Raw genomic sequence first — 19975 nt, forward strand, 5'->3', positions numbered from 1 at the left:
ATGCGCACCTGGTTCTTCACATAGACCGAACGCGCAAACGGGCACAGGTTGAGCCCGATCACCGCCTTCTCGATCCAGTGGCGGGGGGCGGCGAGGAAGGGGGGGTCGTCGGGGGGGGGGCTGGGGCGGGGGAGTGCATGATCCATCAGATACTGTTCATGCGTACAGTATCTGAAAGTCGACCCGCTGTCCAGCCGGGCCCAGCAGTGCCGGGGTGTGTTCACCCAGGCGGGATGCGGTTCAGCGTCTGAGCGTTGTCCGGACGCACCCGAAAGACGCCCGGCCTCTCAACTCCGGGACTCGGTGTAGGTGCACGAAAGGTCGGGGTTGCTCGCCTGCGCATCGCGGCACATGGCGTCGAAGGTGGCGCGGTCCCGTTCGGCCTCGTTGGTGTTCCACACCCCCATGCCGGCCGCCACACCGAGCACCGGGCAGAGCGCGGCGAAGGCGCCGCCCGAGGCGATCGTTCCGATGATGCAGAGGTTGTTGGCGGCAGCGCCCCAGCCGAAGGCGCCGTACATGCCCCACAGGCGGGGTTGCTCGGCGGGTGGGGCTTCCTTGATCTGCTGGTAGGCCGCGACCTTGATGCCCAGGGTGATGATGCCCAGCGGGTTGGCTTCCGCGGCCCCCATCAGCAGTCCGATACCGGTGGAGCCCACGTCGGCGATCTGGCCGTTGACGGCCTGGCTCTCGCCGACCTGCGGTGTTTCGGCGCGGGCCGTGTTCCAGGCCAACACCATCGCGGCGGCCATCAGCAGACGCAGCCCCAGGGTCCGGCCCCGGGTGTGCCAGCGGGTGTCTGGGTGTTCACGCCGGTGTGCTCCTGCGGTGATCCGGGAGGCCAGGTAGGTCAACGGTTGGACTGAGGCATTCATGGCGTGATTCCTTTAGTACTTAAGTCCCGGGTCTGAAAACCGGTTGTGCGGTTCATGACCAGGACAGCTTTCTTATCGGCCGGTGATCCGAAAAATTTCGGCCAATTTCGGGCCTTTCTGTCAAACGATGAGCGGCCGGGTGTGTGGTAGCCGCTGTGCCCGCGCTCAGGCACCCGGGTCCGGGTTGGTGGATGGACACCACACCGGGCCGGATTTGGGGCGTGAAAAGCAAACATCCGGGCAGATGGCCGGGGGACGGTGACAAAATGTTTGAAGCCACGCCACCATCCACCATGCCACCACCCGCCGGGCGCCCGGACTCACCAACGAACCACTCGGACATGCACCGGTCGAGTGGGCGGCGGCTGGCATGGCAGCGCTGGCAGACAGCGGCCCGCGCGGTTCTGTCGATCGGTGTGCTGACCGTGTGGCTGGGTCTGGCGGCCTGCAGCGAACCACCGGTGCCCACGCTGACCGTGGGCATGAACACCTGGGTGGGTTACGACCCGCTGGTGCTGGCGCGGGACCGGCAACTGATCGACACGCAACAGGTCAAGGTGGTGGATCTGTCGTCCGGCTCGGAGACCCTGCGCCATTTCCGCAACGGCCTGCTCGATGCGGCCGCGCTCACGCTGGACGAAGCCTTGCGCCTGAGCGATGAGGGGTTCGATCTGCGGGTGGTTGCCGTGCTGGATGCCTCCACCGGTGCCGACGTGGTGCTGGTCAACCCGGCCGTCCAGAGCCTGGCGCAGCTTCACGGTGCGGGCATCGCGGTGGAGGGCACCACCGTGGGCGCGCTGATGCTGGAGCGCCTGCTGCAGGCGGCGGGGCTGGAGCAGACCGATGTGAATGTGGTCAGCATGGAGGCCACCTTGCACCTGTCCGCGCTGCGCAGCGGGCACGTGAGCGCGGCCGTGTCTTACGAGCCGGTGGCGGGTCTCCTGCGAGCGGCGGGCTACAAGGACATCTTCGACAGCCGCCTGATGCCGGGCGATATCGTGGACGTGCTGGTGGTGCGTGCCAGCACGCTGCAGGAGCGCCCCGCCCAGGTTGATGCCCTGCTGGCGGGCTGGCAGCGCGGACTGCAGGCGCTGCAGGAGAGCCCCGAGGCCGCGGCCCGCCTGCTGGCGCCCGGGGTGGAACTCTCGCCCGAGGACTACCTCGCCACGCTCCAGAAACTGACCTTCTATACAACAGAGCAGTCGCTCGAACTGCTGTCGGGTGCGCCACCGGCGCTGGGGCAGGACGCCTCGCGGCTGGTGACGGCGCTGCAGACCATGGGGCTGATCAAGGCAGCGCCCGACTGGCGCCGTCTGCTGGCCCCCGAGCCGGCCCGGCGCCTGAAGGCGGTTGCCGAATGAGCTGGACCCGCTGGCCCCTGACCATTGCCGGGCGCTGGCTGGTGCCGCTGCTGATGATCGTGTTCGCGCTGGCGGTGATGAGCCTGCGTTACCAGCACCAGATGCGCCAGATCGATCAGGATGTGTCCGCCCAGGAAAGCCAGCGCCTGCGCGAGCGGCTGAGCATCGAACAGACGCGCATGGATGAGCAGGCGGGCCTGGGCAACAGCTTGCTGCTGCACCGGCTGGTGGGCGGGCTGGCCTTGCACCAGGGGCTGAACCAGGCTTACCTGGTCGGGCCCGATGAGCGGGTGCTGACCTCGCTGTCGCGGCTGGACATCGGGCAGCCGCTGAACGCGGTGTTGTCACGGGTGGGTGGGTCTTCGAGCCCGCTCCAGGCACTGGCGGTGGCGCCGTCGCCGTCGGCCATCGTGGTGGAGCGGCTGGCTCAGCAGCCGGTTTTCATCGGGCTGGTCCCGCTGCAGGGGAAGCTGCGTTTGCTGGTGCAGGTGGACATGAGTTATCCGCTGGCGGCGCGCCGCGCCAGTGAGCAGGCCGAGCTGGTGCGGGAAGGGCTGGTGTTGCTGGCCGCGGTGGTCATTCTGACGGTGTTGTTGCACCTGCTGTGGTTCCGCCGCGCGAAGAGTCTGGCCCTGGCGCTGACGGCCATGGGCGCGGGCAACCTGTCGGTGCGCACCGGCCTGATCGGGCGCGACGAGCTGGCCCACATCGGCGAGGCCGCCGACCGCATGGCCGAGCAGTTGCAGGCCGGGCAGGATCGCATCCGCCGCATGAGCGACATCATCAACCGCTCGCCGCTGGTGGTGATCGAGTGGCGCAACGCCGAAGGCTGGCCGGTCCGCTATGTGAGCGACTCGGTGAGCCAGTGGGGCTACCAGCCAGCCGATCTGCTGAACGGCCCCTTGCAGTACATCGACCTGATCCACCCCGACGACGTGCAGCAGATGAACGACGAGGTGACGCGCTACTTCGCCCAGGGACCCGACGAGTACCGGCAGGAATACCGCATCCGCAAGGCCGACGGCGGCTGGGCCTGGATCGAAGACCGCACCTCGCTCACGCGCGACGAACGCGGTGAAGTGGACACCATCAGCGGCATCCTGCTCGACACCACGGTGCAGAAAGAGGCCCAGCTGGCGCAGCGCGAGCAGGCCGAGCAGTTGCGCATGTTCTACGAGCTGCCGTTCCTGGGCATGGCCATTTCTTCGCCACTGGACAAGCGCTGGCTGCAGGTGAACGACCGCCTGTGCGAGATCCTGGGCTACCCGCGCGAGGAACTGCTGGACATGAGCTGGGCGCAGATGACCCCGCCGGGCGACCTGGAGCGCAACGTGGCGCTGTTCGACGAGCTGCTGGCGGGGCACCGCAGTGGTTACCAGATGGCCAAGCGCTTTGTGCGCAAGGACGGCAGCATGGTGCACACCGAGCTCGATGTGCGCGCCGTGCGCGACCGCAATGGCCGCATCCGCCAGCTGTTTGCCACCATCCAGGACGTGACCGAGCGCACCCAGGCCGAAGCGGCGTTGCAGGACTACAAGGAGATGCTGGAGCAGGCCGAAGCGCTGGTCCAGCTGGGCAGCTGGGCGGGTGATGTGGAGAGCCAGCAGCTGACGATTTCTGCGCAGCTCGTTCGCAACATCGGGCTGGACCCGGCAGGGCGGATGCCGTCGGACGCGGAGTACCTGGCCCGCATCCACCCCGATGACCGCGCGATGGTGGCCGAAGACATGCAGTGCATCCGAAACGGGGGGGAGGCGGGCGATCTGGTGTTCCGCACCGACCCGGCCCATGGCCCGATGCGCTGGCTGCGCCGCACCGTGCGCCGCATTTCACGCGAAACCGAAGGCCGCGGGCCGCGCTACATCGGCACCCTGCTCGACATCACCGAGGCGGTGGCCGCCGAGGCGCGGCTCAAGCGCCTGAACCAGGAGCTGGAAGAGCGCGTGGCCGAGCGCACCGCGCAGCTGAGCCAGGCCAACATGGAACTCGAAGCCTTTTCCTACACCGTGTCGCACGATCTCAAGGCGCCGCTGCGCGGGATCGACGGCTACAGCCAGCTGCTGGTGGAGGAATACGGTGACCGGCTCGACGACGAAGGCCGCCGGTTTGTCGAACGCATCCGCAAGGGCGTGCAGCAGATGAGCGACCTGATCGCCGATTTGCTGGCGTATTCGCGCATCGAGCGCCGCGACATGGTGCACGAGCCGGTGGCCCTGCTGCCGCTGGTGGAACAGGTCGTGGACAGTTATCACGCCGACATTGAAAAACACGGCACCGAGGTGCGCCTGGCGATGGAGCCTTTCACGCTGCCGCTGGATCGCGAGGGCATGGCGGTGGTGCTGCGCAACCTGATCGGCAACGCCCTGAAGTTCAGTCGCGACAGCGCGTCACCCCGCATCGAGATCGGCGCCCGCCACGAGACGGGCCGGCGTATCCTGTGGGTACGCGACAACGGCGTCGGCTTCGACCTGAAATACCACGACCGCATCTTTGGCATCTTCCAGCGCCTGCACCGGGCCGAAGAATTCCCGGGCACCGGTGTGGGCCTGGCGCTGGTGGCCAAGGCGGTGCAGCGCATGGGAGGCCGTGTCTGGGCGGAAAGCCAACCCGGCGCCGGTGCCACTTTTTATCTGGAGTTTCTCGAATGAACACCTCAGCTGCCATGCCTCCGATCCTGCTGGTTGAAGACAACCCGATGGATCTGGACCTGACGCTGCGGGCGTTCAGCAAGAAGAAGTTCGCCAATCAGATCCAGGTCGCCCGCGACGGAGAGGAGGCGCTGGCTTTCCTGCCGCGGTGGGAGGCGGGCGAGGCCTTGCCTGCCGTGATCCTGCTGGATATCAACCTGCCCAAAGTCAATGGCCTGGAGGTGTTGCGCCAGCTCAAGGCGCACGAGCGCTACCGCCGCATCCCGGTGGTGGTGCTGACCTCGTCGCGCGAAGACCGCGACCTCAAGACGGCCTACGACCTGGGTGTGAATTCCTACATCGAGAAACCGGTGAACTTCAGCAAGTTCATGGACGTCGTGGAGCACATTGAGCTGTACTGGTGTGTCATCAATGAGCGGCCACTCTGACAACAACCATCCCATTCAAAAACCAAGAGGAACGCAACAATGATCAAGATCCTGATTCCGGTGGACGGTTCCGAGCACGCATTGCTGGCGGTGCGCCATGCCCTGCGGCTGGTGAGCGCGGGCCTCAAGGCGCGGTTCGTGGTGGCGAATGTGCAGGAAACGGCCACGCTGTACGAGCTGATGGTGGCGCACGATCCGGCGGTGCTGGAGCAGGTGAACGAGGCCGCGGGCCACGATCTCATGCGCTCGGCCGTGCACCTGCTGCAGGCGGCGGGGCTGTCGGTGACGCAGGACACGGCCACCGGTGACCCGGCGAACATGCTGGTCGAGATGGTGGAGCGCAACGGCTGCGAGGCGGTGATCATGACGGCGCACGGTGGCGGTCTGCGCGCGGCGGTGCTGGGTTCGGTGTCGCAGGAAATGGTGCGGCTCTCGCCCGTGCCGGTCACGCTGGTCAAGCCGCCGGTGGATGAGCCGGTCGATGACGCAGTCGACGAAATCGCTGGCGAAGCGGGTATCTGATTTTTCTCGCTTCTCGCCCTTTCGGGTGAGTTGCCGACGTGTCGGGTGGCGGCGCGTTGCACGCCCAGGGGTTGGGTGACCGCGAACGGCGGGCGGTCAACTACGCTCATGTCCCCCGGCGGCCTGCGGCCGCCTCCTCCTTTACTTCGCTGCGTCAACCACCCGCCGTTCGCGGCTAGCGCATGGGTGGGCGCTCGTAACAGGAAGAACCGTGCGCCAATCACTGGTGTTGGCAGCTTGCCTGCGCGCAGGCGATCAATGTCCGCGTATTTGTCGGATCACCGACGCGCCACCCGGTCTGGCGAGGCGGGGCGTTCTGCATAGCGAAGTAAAGGAGGAGGTGGCCGCAGGCCGCCGGGGGACATGAGCGGCGCAGAGCGCCCCGTCTCGCCAGACCTGCAAAGACCTTGACCGTCCCCGAGCGGTTCTTCACCAAAAGCTTCAGTTGCATCCGGGACGTCCCCGATCCGGCGAATAGCATCACCGTTTTCGACGGGTTACAAATTACGTTTAGAGAAACGTATTTACTGATGTGAAATTATCGGCTACAGTCCAACCCTGACAACGCCACCGCTTTTCGCCAGCGGAGGTGACAACGAAGGAGCAAACACCGGATGGCCACCTACACCTACCCCACCTTCCCGTACACCGGCCCGGCCGACCTCATGCAGGGCGCGCCACAGCGCAAACCGCTGGTGGTCATCGGCGCCGGTCCGGTCGGCCTCGCCGCCGCCATCGACGCCCGCCTGCAGGGGCTGGACGTGCTGCTGTTCGACGAAGAAGACAGCGTCTCCTTCGGCTCGCGCGCCGTCTGCTACGCCAAGCGCGCGCTCGAAATCCTCGACCGCCTCGGCGTCGGCGACCCCATCGTCGACAAGGGTGTGAGCTGGAACGTGGGCCGCACCTTCCTGCGCGAAGAAGAGGTCTACCGCTTCAACCTCGTGCCCGATGCCGGCCACAAGCGCCCCGGCATGATCAACCTGCAGCAGTACCACCTGGAAGAAGCGCTGGTGCACCGTGCCGAAGCGCTGGGCGTGGACCTGCGCTGGAAATACAAGGTGGTCGGCGTCGAGCCGCTGGCCGACGGTGCGCGCGTGAGCATCGAAACCCCCGACGGCAACTTCGAGATCGACGCCGACTGGCTGATCGTCGCCGACGGCGCTCGCTCCAACGTGCGCCGCCAGCTCGGCCTGGACATCGAAGGCCACGTGTTCAAGGACCGCTTCCTGATCGCCGACGTGATCATGAAGGCCGACTTCCCGGCCGAGCGCTGGTTCTGGTTCGACCCGCCGTTCCATCCCAACCAGAGCGTGCTGCTGCACAAGCAGAGCGACAACGTCTGGCGCATCGACTTCCAGCTCGGCTGGGACGCCGATCCGGAAGAAGAGAAGAAGCCCGAGAACATCATTCCACGCGTCAAGGCCATGCTGGGCGATGAGCGCGAGTTCGAGCTGGAATGGGCCAGCATCTACACCTTCCAGTGCCGGCGCATGAAGAACTTCCGCCACGGGCATCTGCTGTTCGTGGGCGATGCGGCGCACCAGGTCTCGCCGTTCGGCGCACGCGGTGCCAACTCCGGTTTCCAGGACACCGACGACCTGATGTGGAAGCTGGCGCTGGTGATGAAGGGTCTGGCGCCCGAGCGACTGCTCGACAGCTACGACGCCGACCGCACCTACGCCGCCGACGAAAACATCCGCAACTCCACGCGTTCGACCGACTTCATCACGCCCAAGAGTGCGGTCAGCAAGCTGTTCCGCAACGCGGCGCTGGAGCTTGCGCGCAGCCAGCCGTTTGCGCGCAAGCTGGTGAACTCCGGCCGCCTGTCGGTGCCGGCCTTCCTGGTGAACTCGGCGCTGAACACGCCCGACGTGGACGCCTTCGACGGCGACATGGTGCCGGGCGCTCCGCTGGACGACGCGCCGGTGCGCGTGGCCGGGCAGGACGCCTGGCTGCTCGATCAGCTGGGCAACCGCTTCCAGCTGCTGGCCTTTGCCGACAGCGTGGAGCAGTTCGACCCCGTGGTGCGTGCGCAGGCCGCGGCGCTGGCGGGCGGAGCGATTCCGGTGGAGGTGGTGCTGGTCACCGCCCATGCGGGTGAATCGGCGGGGCTCAAGACGCTGCACGACCGCGACGGCCTGATGGCCCAGCGCATGGATGCGCGTCCCGGCACCTGCTACCTGATGCGCCCCGACCAGCACGTGGCCGCGCGCTGGCGCCGGTTTGACGCCGCCGCCGTTCGCGCCGCGCTGGCCCGTGCGACCGCACAGACCACCCCTGAAACCGTGGCGGCCTGAACACCACCCGAGGAGACACAACATGCCCCTGCAACTCCAGCCCAACCTCGCCGAAGACGGCCAGCGTTACTTCCGCGACTTCACGCCCGGCGACGATTTCTACGAGGCCCTGATCGAGACCCACCGCGACCTCAGCGACGAGCAGAGCCAGCTGCTCAACGCCAAGCTGATCCTGCTGCTGGCCAACCAGGTGGGCGACATCAGCGCCCTCAAGCAAGCCCTCGCCATCGCCCGCGAAGGCGTCTGAACCCATTCACCCGAAGGAGAACACCATGTCCAACATCCGCAAGATCCACCACGTCGCCTACCGCTGCAAGGACGCCAAGACCACCGTCGAGTGGTACCAGAAGCACCTGGGCATGAATTTCGTGCTCGCCATCGCCGAGGACCAGGTGCCCTCGACCCACGCACCCGACCCCTACATGCACCTGTTCATGGACGCGGGTGGCGGCAACATCCTGGCCTTCTTCGAGCTGCCCAACGCGCCCGAAATGGGTCGCGACCCGAACACGCCCGACTGGGTGCAGCACATCGCGCTGGAAGTGGACACGGTCGGTGAGCTCGAAGCCACCAAGGCCCGGCTGGAAGCCGCCGGCATCCCCGTGGTGGGCCTGACCGACCACACCATCTTCAAGTCGATCTACTTCTTCGACCCCAACGGTCACCGCCTGGAGCTGGCCGCCAACACCGCCACACCCGAGATGATGAAGAAGCTCGACGAGGTGAAGTGGGACATGCTCAACGAGTGGGACAAGACCAAGCGCGCCCCCAAGCACGCCGCCTGGATGCACGAAAAAGAGTTCACGGCGGCTTGATACCCGATTCCGCCGACGCCGTTCGTCGGAACAAGGCGGTGAAAAGGGCTCAAGTTCGGGGATGCACGGCCGAAACCTCAGAGGAACAGCGGAATTGCCTTGATCCGCTGGTCCCGTTTTCAAGGGGTTTGCCATGATCAGTTTCACAACCAGCCAGCCGGTGCATTGGCCGCCTGCCGCGTCCCCCGTGGTCGCGCCAGTGACCACCGTCTCGGCCGTTCAGCCCACGCAGCCTATCTCGCGAGACACGCAGACGGGCACGAACACCGGCGGACGAGACGGTCAGGCGCAGGCCACACGGGTGGCCAGCAGTGGCAAAGACGCGGCCGAATCCACCGCGCCGCCAACGGCGCCTTTGTTGCCACGGGAACCGGCCGACGGGGGCCGCGAAAACGCCCCGACCGGCCAGGCCGAGGCGGCGGAAAAGGCCGAGCGCCTGGCGGCCGAAGCCCTGGCACAGGAAAAGGCGGCCCAGAAACTGCCACTGCAGGACGTGCTCACCAGCGTCTGGAAGGCCAGCGCGGCGGTGGTCGACGTGGTGCTCGGCCGCGAGCAACAGCTGCAGGCCGCAGCCGTGGCGGACAAAGCGGCCGGCGTGGCCCCCGCGGGTGCGACCGCACCGGTGACCACCGACACCAGCCCAGCCCAGGTGAGCGGCACCGCGGTCCCCGCGGCGGTGCCGAACAACGCAGCGTCCACGCCGCCGGGCGAAGGCCGTTCCGGCCAGGAGCCGGTGGCCTACACCGAGCAGGGCACCAGCAGCTGGGCGCCACTGGAAGCGGGCAGCCTGATCAGCCGCCGCGTCTGATCAACGACCAGGCCAAAAACAAAGGGCAGGTGCCATGCACCTGCCCTTTGTTTTTGGAGGGTCTGCCGACCGAATGGAAAGCCGTATCGGTATTTTCATGACGCCGGAACACCACCCAGACGCACGAATCGGTGCAACCCAGGGCGCCGCCGGGCCGGCTTTGCCGGACGGCCAGCGCCGCCCCCCTGGGGGGTGACGCGAAGCGGCGCGGGGGGCCCTCAAACCGCCTGGCGCAACTCGAAGTGGCGCAAGGCCTTTTGTGTGAGCTCCATCTCGCGCAGCAGTTGCTGACCCAGCGCCACCGGCACCACCTCCTGCGTCTGCGTGGCCAGGTGTTCGATCTGGGCAGACGTTTTCACCAGTGCGCGGAAGCCCATCAGCATGCAGGTGCCCTTGAGCTTGTGGGCGTTGTAGTCCACCGCCGCACGGTCGCCTTCGGCCAGCGCCGCCAGCAACACGTGCACCGTGCCTTCCGGGGGTTCGAACACCGTCTTGAGCAGCTCGTCGAGCGAGTCCTCCGGCATCATGGCCACGATCTCGGTGAAAGACTCGGTGTCGATCAGTCCCGCGGCCGAATGGCTCAGGTCCGGCAGGCGCACCGGCAGCTCGTAGGACGACAGTGGGAACGGACCCGACGCGCGCGTGTTCAGCGCGCCCAGCAGCGAGCTGTGGCCTGGTTCGTCGAGCAGACCACAGCGGGCCAGCGCGCGCTGCAGGTCGTCGGCCTGCAGCGGTTTGCTGGCGAACTCGTTCACACCCACGTCCAGCGCGCGCTTGCGCGTGTCGTTGACGACGTCGGCCGTGACCAGGATCACCTTGATCTGCGACGCCGGGCCATCGAGCCGGCGGATGGCTTCGGTGGTGGCCAGGCCGTCGAGCACCGGCATGTGGTAGTCCAGCAGCACCACGTCGTAGGTGTGCAGTGCCAGCAACTGCAGGGCTTCCTGACCGTTTTCGCAGAAGGTGGCTTCGTGCCCCATCTTGTTGAGCAGGATGCTCATGTACTTCAGGTTGACCGGGTGGTCTTCGGCCACCAGCACGCGCAGCTGGCGCGTCTGGCCGCTGTCGCTCGCGGTGACGTGTTCCTCGGTCGGGGCCTGGGCTTCGGGCAATTGCAGGCGCACCGTGAACACCGAGCCCACGCCGGGGCGGCTGCTGACTTCGATGTCGCCGCCCATCATGCGGGCCAGGTTGCGGGAGATCTCCAGACCCAGACCGGTGCCGCCGATGCGGCGGCGCAGCGAGTTGTCGGCCTGGAAGAAGCGGGTGAAAAGACGCTCCAGGGTTTCCGGGTCCATGCCCATGCCGGTGTCGCGCACCGTCAGGACCACGCCGGACTGTCCGTCGGGCGCGCGCGTGAGTTCCGCCATCACGCTGCCCTCGGGTGTGAACTTGATGGCGTTGCTGATCAGGTTGAACAGGATCTGGCGCAGGCGCGTGGCGTCGGCCATGACCCATCCGGGCAGGTCGGCTGCGGCGTACATGTTCAGGCTCAGGCCCTTGTCGCGCGCAGCGACCTGCATCAGACCATCCACCTCATGCAACACACCCGGCAGGTGGATCGGCGCCAACGACAGCTTGAGCGTGCCCGACTCCAGGGTCGAAACGTCGAGGATGTCGTTGAGCACGCCGAGCAGGTGCAGCGCGGAGTCGCGCGCGGTGCCCAGGTAGTCGCGCTGCTGGCTGGACAGCGTGGCATCGTCCAGCAGGTTGAGCATGCCCAGCAGGCCCTGGAACGGGGTGCGGATTTCGTGGCTCATGTTGGCCAGGAAGACGCTCTTGCCGTGGTTCGCCGCTTCGGCCTGGTCGCGCGCTTCGGCGAGCTCCTGGCTGAGCCTTTCCAGCTGGACATATTGCCGCTGCTGGCGCCGGATGTGGCGGATCAGAAGCCCCAGGAAGAGCAGCATGATCACGATCTGGCCCGCGGCCAGACCGATCACCAGCAGGCCCTGCTGTTGCAACTGCTGGTTGCGTTCGTCCAAGAAGCGCGAGACCGCCCGGTTGGCCTCGCGCGTGAGTTCGGCCAGCGGCAGCTGCAGCGCGTCAACGCGGTTCAGCAGCAGCTGGCGTTGCTCGGGGTTGTCGATCAATTGCTGCGATTGTGCAAACAGCGGATCGGCGATCTTGACGAAGTCGTTGATCAGCGCCAGCGTGGCGGTGTATTCGTACGACGCTTCGAGCAGGTCGCGGCGGGGGATGTTGGTCAGCAGGTCGATGCGGCTGAGGAAAACCTCGTAGCGTTCGACCAGCGTATCGCCGTCGACTTCGGGGCTGCCGGCGTGCGTCAGGCTCTGCCTGAGCCGCCCCAGCTCGCGTTCGAGCTGGTAGGCCTGCCACATGATCGAATCGACCTGGTTGTTCGACACATCGTCGAGCAGGCGGAACTGCCGCCACTGGATCCAGCCCAGCGGGGCGAGGGTGATCGCCAGCAGCAAGGAGAGGGCAATGGCCCATTGCCGACCTTGCCAGCGGGCCAGATTCGGCCACGGGAATCTCATTGCACGTCCAGGGCCTTGAGTTGCCAGATCGAACGCTCGTAGTAGATCGAGGTGCGCAGTTCGGTGGCGCTGTCAAAGTTGTAGACCACGAAAAGCGGGCCCTTTTCACGCACGGGAATGGCCTTGTCGTCGATCAGGCGCGCGACCAACAGCTTGTATTGGGTGGTGTCCTCCACCGGGATGCTGATCTTGTAGTCGTTGATGGCCACGGCGCTGATCTGGCTGCCACTGGCCTTGACGGCGGCCAGCACGTCGGCCAGCAGCGGGCCGGTGAACTTGACCGGTCTGTCAAACCAGGGCGTGCGGGTGGTGAAGCTGTGCTGCGGCAGGGCCTCGATCATCTTCATGTCGAAACGCGCCTTGTCGCCGGCGTTTTTCTCGGCGATCTTGCCGGTGATGCTCAGGATGGCGCGCTCCTTGGGCGCGTCCAGTGCGAGCGCGGCGCCGGAGATCGAGAGGCCGGTGAGCAACAGGCAGGTGGTGAAGGCGCGGCGGGTGTTCTTGGGCGTCATTTCAACGTCGGGCGGTGCGGGGAGGGGGTCAGATGCGGTGGCGCACCAGGGCCGGGTTGCTGGCCAGGCGGTTGAGCAGGGCGGGGGCGATCTGCGAGAGCGGCAGGACCTCGTGCGCCGCGCCGGCCTGGATGGCCATGCGCGGCATGCCGAAGACGACGCAGCTGGCCTCGTCCTGCACGTAGTTGTAGCTGCCGGCGTCCTTCATCTCGCGCATGGCCAGCGCGCCGTCGGCGCCCATGCCGGTGAGCATGATGCCCAGCGCGTTGGGGCCGAGCACGCGCGCGGCCGACTTGAACAGCACCTCCACCGAAGGACGGTGGCGGTTGACCGGTTCGGTGTCTTCGACCACGGCGACGTAGTTCGAGCCGCTGCGGTCGATGCGCAGGTGGTGGCCACCGGGCGCGATGTAGGCGTGGCCGGGCAGGATGCGCTGGCCGTGGCGCGCTTCTTCCACGTTGATGCGGCAGAGCGAATTGAGCCGCGCCGCAAAGCTGGTGGTGAAACCCGGTGGCATGTGCTGGGTGATCACGATGGCGGGCGAATCGGCCGGCAGCGGCACCAGCACCTCGCGGATGGCCTCGGTGCCGCCGGTGGAGGCGCCGATGCAGATGATTTTTTCGGTCGACAGGCGCGGCAGCGGCGCGCGGGGCGGCTCGCTCACGCTGTGGCCGGGTGCTGTCCCCGCTGCCGGTGCCGGCGTGGCGGCGGGCGCGGGTCCCAGGCGCTTGACGTGGGCACAGGCGGCGACGCGGATCTTGTCCACGATGTCGGTGGCGAGTTCCTGCAGGCCGCTGCTGATGCCGATGCGCGGTTTGGCCACGTAGTCCACGGCGCCCATTTCGAGCGCGCGCAGGGTGATCTCGGCACCCTGCTCGGTGAGGGTGGAGACCATCACCACCGGCATCGGGCGCAGGCGCATCAGGCGCGAGAGGAATTCGAGCCCGTCCATGCGCGGCATTTCCACGTCAAGCGTGATGACGTCGGGGTTGAGTTCGCGGATCATCTCGCGCGCCACCAGCGGGTCGCTGGCCGCGCCGACGCATCGCATGTCGGGCTGGCGGTTGATGATCTCGGTCAGCAGGCTGCGCACCAGCGCCGAATCGTCGACCACCACCACTTTGATCTGGGCCATTCTTTTTTTCCCCTTAGAAGAGGTCGACCGAGCCGCCGGAAGTGGTTTTGGCCACCATCGCCGCGCTGCCCTTGCGCTCCTGCGTTTCCAGCGTCTCGGGGTGCGAATGCGCCAGGCGCTTGCACATCGCTTTGCCGGTGGCCGGGAAATAACACACCTTGCGCGGATGGATGTCGAGCACGTCCTTGGAGATCACGGCGATGCGTTCGGTCTGCAGGTAGTCGAGCACGAACGCCGTGTTGCGTTCGCCGACGTTCATGGTGGTGAAGCTGTGCATCACCTGGCCACCGCCGAACACCTTGGCCTGCATGGTCTCGCGCCGGGCGCCGAGCTTGATCATCTCGTTGATCAGCAGTTCCATGGCGTAGGAGCCGTAGCGCCCGGAGGTGTCACCGTTGCCCTCGGGCAGCATGAAATGGTTCATGCCGCCGACGCGGACCCTGGGGTCCCAGATGCAGGCGGCGATGCAGGAGCCGAGCACGGTCATGATCATCATGTCCGCGGTGGTCACGTAGTACTCGCCCGGCAGCACCTTCACGGCGTCGTGCTTGAAGTGGTGGTCGTGGTAGAGGAACGAGGCCTCACCCGGCTTGCGGGGTTGTGCCTTCAGGGCGTCCAGGCTGGGGCTGCGCATGAGTCCCGTCGCAGCGAAGGCGGGCATGGGGGGGCGGACCGGGCTGGGGGCGGCATCATATGCGCTCATACACCGTCTTTCCGTGCAGGGTGAACAGGCTGCGCGCGTCACTGAAGTTTTCTGCGTGACCGACGAACAGCATGCCGCCGGGTTTCATCACCCGGTGGATGCGTTCCAGCACCTGGCGCTGGGTGGCGGCGTCGAAGTAGATCATCACGTTGCGGCAGAAGACGATGTCAAAGGGTTCGCGAAACGGCAGGTCCTGGATCAGGTTGACGCTCATGAACTCCATGTGCTTTTGCAGCTCGGGTTTGACGCGCATGAGGCCGGCGTTGCTGCCCTTGCCGCGCATGAAGTAGCGCTGCAGCCGCTCGGGGCTCAGGCCCTTCACGCCTTCGCTCTTGTAGACTCCGCGCGCGGCGGTGGCCAGCACCTGGGTGTCGATGTCGCTGTTGATCAGGCTGAAGTTGCCGCTGCTGCCCAGCGCCTCGGTGGCCGTCATGGCGATCGAATACGGTTCTTCGCCGGTGGAGGCGGCCGAGCACCAGATGCGCCAGGGCTGGGTGCGTTTCGCGGCCAGCAGATCGTGCAGGATTTCGAAGTGGTGCTGCTCACGGAAAAAGGCCGTGAGGTTGGTGGTCAGCGCGTTGATGAACGCCTGCCACTCGGGGCCGTCGTGTTGTTCCAGCCCGTCCAGATAGCTCTTGAAGCTGGTGTGGCCGGTGTCGCGCAGGCGGCGCGAGACGCGGCTGTAGACCATGGCGTGTTTGCCGTCGTGCAGGCTGATGCCCGCCTTCTTGTAGATCAGCGCCTTGATGCGCGCGAAATCGGCGTCGGACCATAGGAACTCGCGGCCCTGGGCCAGGGGGCCGTCGTCCAGCCCCGCCAGATCCTGTGGCGGCTGGGTGGCGCGAAGCGGAGGGCGGGTCGATTGCAGCATGGAGACACCAGGTGGACGGCGGACTTGGAACGCGGAATCAGTGCCTCGAACGGCGCACCAGACCCGAGGTGTCCAGGATCAGGGCCACCTTGCCGTCACCCAGGATGGTGGCGCCCGAGATGTTGGGCACCTTGCGGTAGTTCGACTCCAGGTTCTTGATCACCACCTGTTGTTGTCCCAGCAGTTCGTCCACCATGAGCGCCACGCGGGCGCCGTCGGACTCCACCACCACCATGATCGGGCTGGCCGGGTTGTATTCAAAACGCGGCACCTGGAACACCCGCTCCAGTTCGATCACCGGCATGTATTCGTCGCGCACCTTCACCAGCTGGGCGCCCTGCGCCACGGTGTTGATGTCGCTCGGCCGGATCTGGAACGACTCGATCACCGACGACAGCGGCAGGATGTAGACCTCGTCGCTGACGCGCACGCTCATGCCGTCCATGATGGCCAGCGTGAGCGGCAGGCGCACCTTGACGCTCATGCCATAGCCTTCGGCGGAGTCGATCTCGACCGTGCCACCCAGCGAGGCGATGTTCTTCTTGACCACGTCCATGCCCACGCCACGGCCGGACACGTCGGTCACGACCTCGGCGGTGGAGAAGCCGGGCGCAAGGATCAGGTCCCAGACCTCGGCATCGCTCAGCGAGTCGGGTGCGTCCATGCCTTTTTCGCGCGCTTTCTTCAGCAGCTTCTCGCGCGACAGGCCCTTGCCGTCGTCGCGCACCTCGATCAGGATGGAGCCGCCCTGGTGCGAGGCCGAGAGCGTGATGTTGCCGTGGTCGGACTTGCCCTTGGCGCGGCGCTCGTCGGGCATCTCGATGCCGTGGTCGCAGCTGTTGCGGATCAGGTGGGTCAGCGGGTCGGTGATCTTTTCGATCAGGCCCTTGTCCAGTTCGGTGGCCTCGCCGTGGGTGATCAGCTCGACCTTCTTGCCCAGCTTGCCGGCCAGGTCGCGCAGCATGCGTGGGAAGCGGTTGAACACCACCGACATCGGGATCATGCGGATCGACATCACCGCTTCCTGCAGGTCGCGGGTGTTGCGATCGAGGTCGGCCAGGCCGGCCAGCAGCGGCTGGTTGGCGGTGCTGTCGAGCTCGCGGCTCTTCTGCGCCAGCATGGCCTGGGTGATGACGAGTTCGCCGACCAGGTTGATCAGCTGGTCGACCTTGCTCACCGACACGCGCAGCGTGCTCGATTCGGGTGAGGCCGGGCTGGGCGCGCGCGCCTCCACTTTGGGGGCCACGGCCGCCACCGGCGCTGCGGGCGCGGGCGCCGCCACACCCGGTGTGGTGGTGGCGGTGGGCGCCGCCACGGGCACCCCCGGGGCGCCGTCGAAGAAGCCGAAGTCGGCGCCGGGTGTCGGGCCTGGGGCCTCGGCGGCCCGGGCGGACTTGTCCACGATCTGGATCTGTTCCTTGCTCACGTGGAACGTGAACAGGTCCATCAGGTCGGTGTCGCTGGACGTGGTGTGCACGCGGTAGACGCGCCGGTCCGCTTCGTCGCAGGGCAGCGCTTCGATGCGGCCCAGGCCGGTGATATCGCGGAACAGTTCGGCGATGCAGTCGGCCTCGGCCGGGTTGTCCATCGGACCGATGTGGATCTCCAGCTCGCGTTCGCCGCTGGCGACGGGTGCGGGGGCGCTGACGGGCGCGGCCTGCGGCGTGTTGACCGGTGCCGGCGTGCTCACCATGGGCGCGGCCGCAGGCACCCCATGGGCCAGACGGCTGATGCGGCTGACCAGATCGGACGTGGCCGGCGCATCCACGTTGCGGCCCTGGTGGCGCGCCAGCAGCAGGCGCAGCGCGTCGGACGATTCCAGCAACACGTCCACCATGGGTGGCGTGGGCTGCAGTTCGTGGCGGCGCAGCTTGTCCAGCAGCGACTCCATCTGGTGCGTGAGCTCGGCCACGTCGGCAAAGCCGAAGGTGGCGGCGCCGCCCTTGATGGAGTGCGCGCAGCGGAAGATGGCGTTGAGTTCTTCGTCGTCGGCCTGTTCCAGGTCCAGGTGCAGCAGCATCTGCTCCATCTGGTCCAGGTTTTCGCCGGCTTCCTCAAAGAAAATTTCGTAGAACTGGCTCAGGTCGATGTTGCCACCGAGGTTCTGGCCTTCATTCATCATTTCACCCATGTATGGCTCCTGGATCGGGGACGTGCCGTGGCGGTCTTCAGCGGATGACCTTCTGAATGACCTCGATCAGACGACCCGGATCAAACGGCTTGACCAGCCAGCCCGTGGCACCGGCGGCGCGGCCGGCCTGCTTCATCAGATCGCTCGACTCGGTGGTCAGGATCAGGATCGGCGTGGTCTTGAATTTGGGGTGCTCGCGCAGCTTCTTGGTCAGGCCCAGGCCGTCAAGCCGGGGCATGTTCTGGTCGGTCAGCACCAGATCGATGGCGTGGTTCTGGGCCTTTTCAAGGGCGTCCTGGCCATCCACCGCTTCCACCACGTGAAAACCGGCGCCGGTCAGCGTGAACGACACCATTTTTCGCATGGACGCCGAGTCGTCAACGGCAAGAATCGATTGCATGGAGTACTCCGTGTTTCGAACACATATCGGCAAAAAGGGCCGGCTGCTTTAGAACAGGTCGATGGAACCGGCGTCCATCTCGTTCTGGGTGACGGGGCTGGGCCGGTCGGGCGTGGGGTCGATGTACAGAGGCACCTCGTCTTCTTCGGGCTCCATGGTCTCGTCGGCGAGTTTCCAGGCGCAGCCCTGCAGCACCTTGCCGGTGTGCACGATGAGCTGGGTCGCCATGTCGTGGAACTGCAGTTCGGTCACGGCCTGGTGCAGGCTGTGGCGGATGCTCAGCAGATCGTCGGTGTCTTTCTGCGCCGCCAGGTTGCCCAGCGCGTGGTTGGCCGTGCTGAAGCGCTCCAGCAGGTTGCCCGTGGCGTGATCGAGCAGGCCTTCGAGCCGCTTCAGATCGGTCATGGCCATCAGCAACGAGTCCTGGAGATCGGCCACCAGGTTCACGGGCAGGGACACAGACGGTGTCGTCTGCTGCATCATCGGGTGGTCCATGGTGTGCGGTGCGGTGGGTCTATCGGGCTGTGGGTGAGACAGGTCTCGGGCTGTCGGGCATTACAATTTTCCCGACCATAGACATCCTGTATCGGCAGATAACGGGTCAAATTCAGCAGCATTTCGCCGCCTTGCCCCCGGGAGTCTGGCCACCCGTCCGACCCATCCACCAAATAGCGGCATGCCAGAACACACCGACAAGCGCCTGGTGCGCATCCTCCACCTCGAGGATTCCCGGGTCGACCACGCGCTGGTCAAGTTCGCGCTGCAACGCAGCCAGATGAACTGCCAGCTCACCCTGGTCGACACCCTGGACGACTTCCGGCGCGAACTGGCGTCCGGGCAACACGACCTCGTGCTGGCCGACTACCACCTGCCCGGTTTCACCGGCATGGACGCCTGGGAACAGGCCCACCAGAACGGCATCGACATCCCCTTTGTGATCCTCTCGGGCGCCATCGGCGAGACCGCTGCGGTCGACGCCATGCACCGCGGCGTGAGCGACTACCTGCTCAAGGACAGCATGAACCGGCTCTCGCACGTCATCGAGCGGGCGCTGGAGGTGAGCGAGACCCGGCGCGCCAAGGCGCGCGCCGACGCCGAACTGGCCGATTCGCGCCGCCGCCTGGCCGAGCTGGCCGAACACCTGCAGACCAGCATCGAACAGGAGCGCGCCGACATCGCGCGCGAAATCCACGACGACATCGGCGGCGCGCTGGCGGCGGTCAAGCTCGACCTGTCGTGGGTGGCGCGCCGCACGGTCGAAGCCGACATGCGCCAGCACATGGACACCGCGCTGGAGATGCTGCAGCACGCACTGGGCGCCAGCCAGCGCATCATGATGAACCTGCGCCCGCCCATCCTGGACCAGGGCCTGGTGGCCGCGGTGCAGTGGCTCGGCACCAGCTTCGAGCAGCGCACCGGCCTGCGCGTGCACGTGCGCCGCTCTTCCGAGCAGATGGACGTGCCGCGCGATGTGCAGCTGGTGGCCTACCGCACCGCGCAGGAAGCGCTCACCAACGTCGCCAAACACGCCCATGCCAGCGCGGTGGAGATCGACCTCAGCGACCGCGAGGGTGTGCTCACGCTGGAGGTCAGCGACAACGGCCGCGGCATGAGCGCCGACGCCCTGCGCAAGGCCAAATCGTTTGGCCTGCTCGGACTCAAGGAGCGCGCCGAGAAGGTGAACGGCTGGCTCGACGTCAGTTCCTCCGGCCGCGGCACCTCGGTCATCTTGTCGGTGCCGCTCGGCGGCTCAGGCACCCCCAGCAACCATCAGGAAGACCCCCATGATCAAGGTGATTTTGTGTGACGACCACGCCATGGTGCGCCGCGGCATCCGCGACACCATCTCGGAGGCGGTCGACATCCAGGTGGTGGGCGAGGCCGGCAGCTACCCCGAGCTGCGCGAGCAGTTGCGCAAGAGCCCCTGCGACGTGCTCGTGCTCGACCTCAACATGCCCGGGCGCGGCGGGC

20 protein-coding genes are annotated in these 19975 nt (G+C 66.5%); 10 read left to right on the forward strand and 10 right to left on the reverse strand.

Annotated elements, in window-relative coordinates; genetic code table 11:
* Both F3K02_RS21015 and F3K02_RS21020 read right to left on the reverse strand, forming a co-directional pair.
* Positions 1–146, reverse strand: a 146-nt coding sequence (locus F3K02_RS21015; protein ID WP_177137606.1) for a DUF1415 family protein, incomplete at its 3' end; no start/stop codon positions are given.
* A 141-nt stretch (positions 147–287) separates the two neighbouring features.
* A complete protein-coding gene (locus tag F3K02_RS21020; protein ID WP_177137588.1) occupies positions 288–875 on the reverse strand; it encodes a hypothetical protein in 588 nt (195 codons plus the stop codon).
* 341 nt (positions 876–1216) lie between these two features.
* On the opposite strand from F3K02_RS21020, the gene F3K02_RS21025 reads away from it, so the two are divergent.
* From F3K02_RS21025 to F3K02_RS21060, 8 genes are all read left to right on the forward strand, one after another.
* Positions 1217–2236 carry an ABC transporter substrate-binding protein gene (locus F3K02_RS21025; protein ID WP_177137589.1) on the forward strand — a complete coding sequence of 340 codons (1020 nt, stop codon included), beginning with the start codon at positions 1217–1219 and terminating at the stop codon, positions 2234–2236.
* The gene (locus F3K02_RS21030) at positions 2233–4884 is read left to right on the forward strand and encodes a PAS domain-containing protein (RefSeq protein WP_177137590.1); all 2652 of its coding nucleotides are present in this window, start codon (positions 2233–2235) and stop codon (positions 4882–4884) included. The genes F3K02_RS21025 and F3K02_RS21030 overlap by 4 nt, the downstream gene beginning before the upstream one ends.
* Entirely contained in the window at positions 4881–5312 is a 432-nt protein-coding gene (locus F3K02_RS21035; RefSeq protein ID WP_177137591.1) for a response regulator, read from the forward strand. Before F3K02_RS21030 ends, F3K02_RS21035 begins: the two co-directional genes overlap by 4 nt.
* 39 nt (positions 5313–5351) lie before the next feature.
* Positions 5352–5834, forward strand: coding sequence for a universal stress protein (locus tag F3K02_RS21040; protein ID WP_177137592.1), 483 nt, complete (start codon positions 5352–5354; stop codon positions 5832–5834).
* Between the two features lie 614 nt (positions 5835–6448).
* A complete protein-coding gene (locus tag F3K02_RS21045; protein WP_177137593.1) occupies positions 6449–8131 on the forward strand; it encodes an FAD-dependent oxidoreductase in 1683 nt (560 codons plus the stop codon).
* A gap of 22 nt (positions 8132–8153) precedes the next feature.
* Entirely contained in the window at positions 8154–8378 is a 225-nt protein-coding gene (locus F3K02_RS21050; RefSeq protein WP_177137594.1) for a DUF2783 domain-containing protein, read from the forward strand.
* A 25-nt stretch (positions 8379–8403) separates the two neighbouring features.
* Positions 8404–8946 carry a VOC family protein gene (locus tag F3K02_RS21055; protein WP_177137595.1) on the forward strand — a complete coding sequence of 181 codons (543 nt, stop codon included), beginning with the start codon at positions 8404–8406 and terminating at the stop codon, positions 8944–8946.
* 133 nt (positions 8947–9079) lie between these two features.
* A complete protein-coding gene (locus F3K02_RS21060; RefSeq protein WP_177137596.1) occupies positions 9080–9754 on the forward strand; it encodes a hypothetical protein in 675 nt (224 codons plus the stop codon).
* 218 nt (positions 9755–9972) lie between these two features.
* Here the strand turns inward: F3K02_RS21060 and F3K02_RS21065 are convergent, their stop codons facing one another.
* From F3K02_RS21065 to F3K02_RS21100, 8 genes are read right to left on the reverse strand one after another with little or no spacing between them, the layout of a single operon-like run.
* Positions 9973–12252 (reverse strand): ATP-binding protein, encoded by a 2280-nt coding sequence (locus F3K02_RS21065; protein WP_177137597.1) that lies wholly within the window; start codon positions 12250–12252, stop codon positions 9973–9975.
* Positions 12249–12764, reverse strand: coding sequence for a putative pterin-binding protein (locus tag F3K02_RS21070; RefSeq protein ID WP_246309680.1), 516 nt, complete (start codon positions 12762–12764; stop codon positions 12249–12251). The genes F3K02_RS21065 and F3K02_RS21070 overlap by 4 nt, the downstream gene beginning before the upstream one ends.
* Positions 12765–12792: 28 nt before the next feature.
* A complete protein-coding gene (locus F3K02_RS21075; protein ID WP_177137598.1) occupies positions 12793–13899 on the reverse strand; it encodes a protein-glutamate methylesterase/protein-glutamine glutaminase in 1107 nt (368 codons plus the stop codon).
* Between the two features lie 13 nt (positions 13900–13912).
* Positions 13913–14560, reverse strand: a complete 648-nt coding sequence (cheD, locus tag F3K02_RS21080) for a chemoreceptor glutamine deamidase CheD (RefSeq protein ID WP_246309685.1) — start codon at positions 14558–14560, stop codon at positions 13913–13915.
* Positions 14561–14588: 28 nt separating this feature from the next.
* Entirely contained in the window at positions 14589–15473 is an 885-nt protein-coding gene (locus F3K02_RS21085) for a CheR family methyltransferase (RefSeq protein WP_177137600.1), read from the reverse strand.
* A 37-nt stretch (positions 15474–15510) separates the two neighbouring features.
* Positions 15511–17604: a chemotaxis protein CheW gene (locus F3K02_RS21090; protein ID WP_177137601.1), complete on the reverse strand. Its 2094-nt coding sequence runs from the start codon at positions 17602–17604 to the stop codon at positions 15511–15513.
* A gap of 37 nt (positions 17605–17641) precedes the next feature.
* Entirely contained in the window at positions 17642–18004 is a 363-nt protein-coding gene (locus F3K02_RS21095) for a response regulator (RefSeq protein ID WP_177137602.1), read from the reverse strand.
* Between the two features lie 48 nt (positions 18005–18052).
* A complete protein-coding gene (locus F3K02_RS21100; protein WP_246309682.1) occupies positions 18053–18499 on the reverse strand; it encodes a hypothetical protein in 447 nt (148 codons plus the stop codon).
* Between the two features lie 181 nt (positions 18500–18680).
* On the opposite strand from F3K02_RS21100, the gene F3K02_RS21105 reads away from it, so the two are divergent.
* Positions 18681–19811, forward strand: coding sequence for a hybrid sensor histidine kinase/response regulator (locus F3K02_RS21105; protein ID WP_177137603.1), 1131 nt, complete (start codon positions 18681–18683; stop codon positions 19809–19811).
* Positions 19789–19975: response regulator transcription factor (locus F3K02_RS21110; RefSeq protein WP_177137604.1), on the forward strand; the 187-nt coding region annotated here is incomplete at its 3' end. The genes F3K02_RS21105 and F3K02_RS21110, both read left to right, overlap by 23 nt.

It is taken from the genome of Hydrogenophaga aromaticivorans (assembly GCF_013387465.1).
Taxonomy (GTDB): Bacteria; Pseudomonadota; Gammaproteobacteria; order Burkholderiales; family Burkholderiaceae_C; genus Hydrogenophaga; species Hydrogenophaga aromaticivorans.

Excerpts from the sequence above, each read along its gene's own strand:
- F3K02_RS21020 (WP_177137588.1), bottom strand. The coding sequence starts at position 875 with ATGAATGCCTCAGTCCAACCGTTGACCTACCTGGCCTCCCGGATCACC.
- F3K02_RS21025 (WP_177137589.1), top strand. The coding sequence starts at position 1,217 with ATGCACCGGTCGAGTGGGCGGCGGCTGGCATGGCAGCGCTGGCAGACA.
- F3K02_RS21030 (WP_177137590.1), top strand. The coding sequence starts at position 2,233 with ATGAGCTGGACCCGCTGGCCCCTGACCATTGCCGGGCGCTGGCTGGTG.
- F3K02_RS21035 (WP_177137591.1), top strand. The coding sequence starts at position 4,881 with ATGAACACCTCAGCTGCCATGCCTCCGATCCTGCTGGTTGAAGACAAC.
- F3K02_RS21040 (WP_177137592.1), top strand. The coding sequence starts at position 5,352 with ATGATCAAGATCCTGATTCCGGTGGACGGTTCCGAGCACGCATTGCTG.
- F3K02_RS21045 (WP_177137593.1), top strand. The coding sequence starts at position 6,449 with ATGGCCACCTACACCTACCCCACCTTCCCGTACACCGGCCCGGCCGAC.
- F3K02_RS21050 (WP_177137594.1), top strand. The coding sequence starts at position 8,154 with ATGCCCCTGCAACTCCAGCCCAACCTCGCCGAAGACGGCCAGCGTTAC.
- F3K02_RS21055 (WP_177137595.1), top strand. The coding sequence starts at position 8,404 with ATGTCCAACATCCGCAAGATCCACCACGTCGCCTACCGCTGCAAGGAC.
- F3K02_RS21060 (WP_177137596.1), top strand. The coding sequence starts at position 9,080 with ATGATCAGTTTCACAACCAGCCAGCCGGTGCATTGGCCGCCTGCCGCG.
- F3K02_RS21065 (WP_177137597.1), bottom strand. The coding sequence starts at position 12,252 with ATGAGATTCCCGTGGCCGAATCTGGCCCGCTGGCAAGGTCGGCAATGG.
- F3K02_RS21070 (WP_246309680.1), bottom strand. The coding sequence starts at position 12,764 with ATGACGCCCAAGAACACCCGCCGCGCCTTCACCACCTGCCTGTTGCTC.
- F3K02_RS21075 (WP_177137598.1), bottom strand. The coding sequence starts at position 13,899 with ATGGCCCAGATCAAAGTGGTGGTGGTCGACGATTCGGCGCTGGTGCGC.
- cheD (WP_246309685.1), bottom strand. The coding sequence starts at position 14,560 with ATGCCCGCCTTCGCTGCGACGGGACTCATGCGCAGCCCCAGCCTGGAC.
- F3K02_RS21085 (WP_177137600.1), bottom strand. The coding sequence starts at position 15,473 with ATGCTGCAATCGACCCGCCCTCCGCTTCGCGCCACCCAGCCGCCACAG.
- F3K02_RS21090 (WP_177137601.1), bottom strand. The coding sequence starts at position 17,604 with ATGGGTGAAATGATGAATGAAGGCCAGAACCTCGGTGGCAACATCGAC.
- F3K02_RS21095 (WP_177137602.1), bottom strand. The coding sequence starts at position 18,004 with ATGCAATCGATTCTTGCCGTTGACGACTCGGCGTCCATGCGAAAAATG.
- F3K02_RS21100 (WP_246309682.1), bottom strand. The coding sequence starts at position 18,499 with ATGGACCACCCGATGATGCAGCAGACGACACCGTCTGTGTCCCTGCCC.
- F3K02_RS21105 (WP_177137603.1), top strand. The coding sequence starts at position 18,681 with ATGCCAGAACACACCGACAAGCGCCTGGTGCGCATCCTCCACCTCGAG.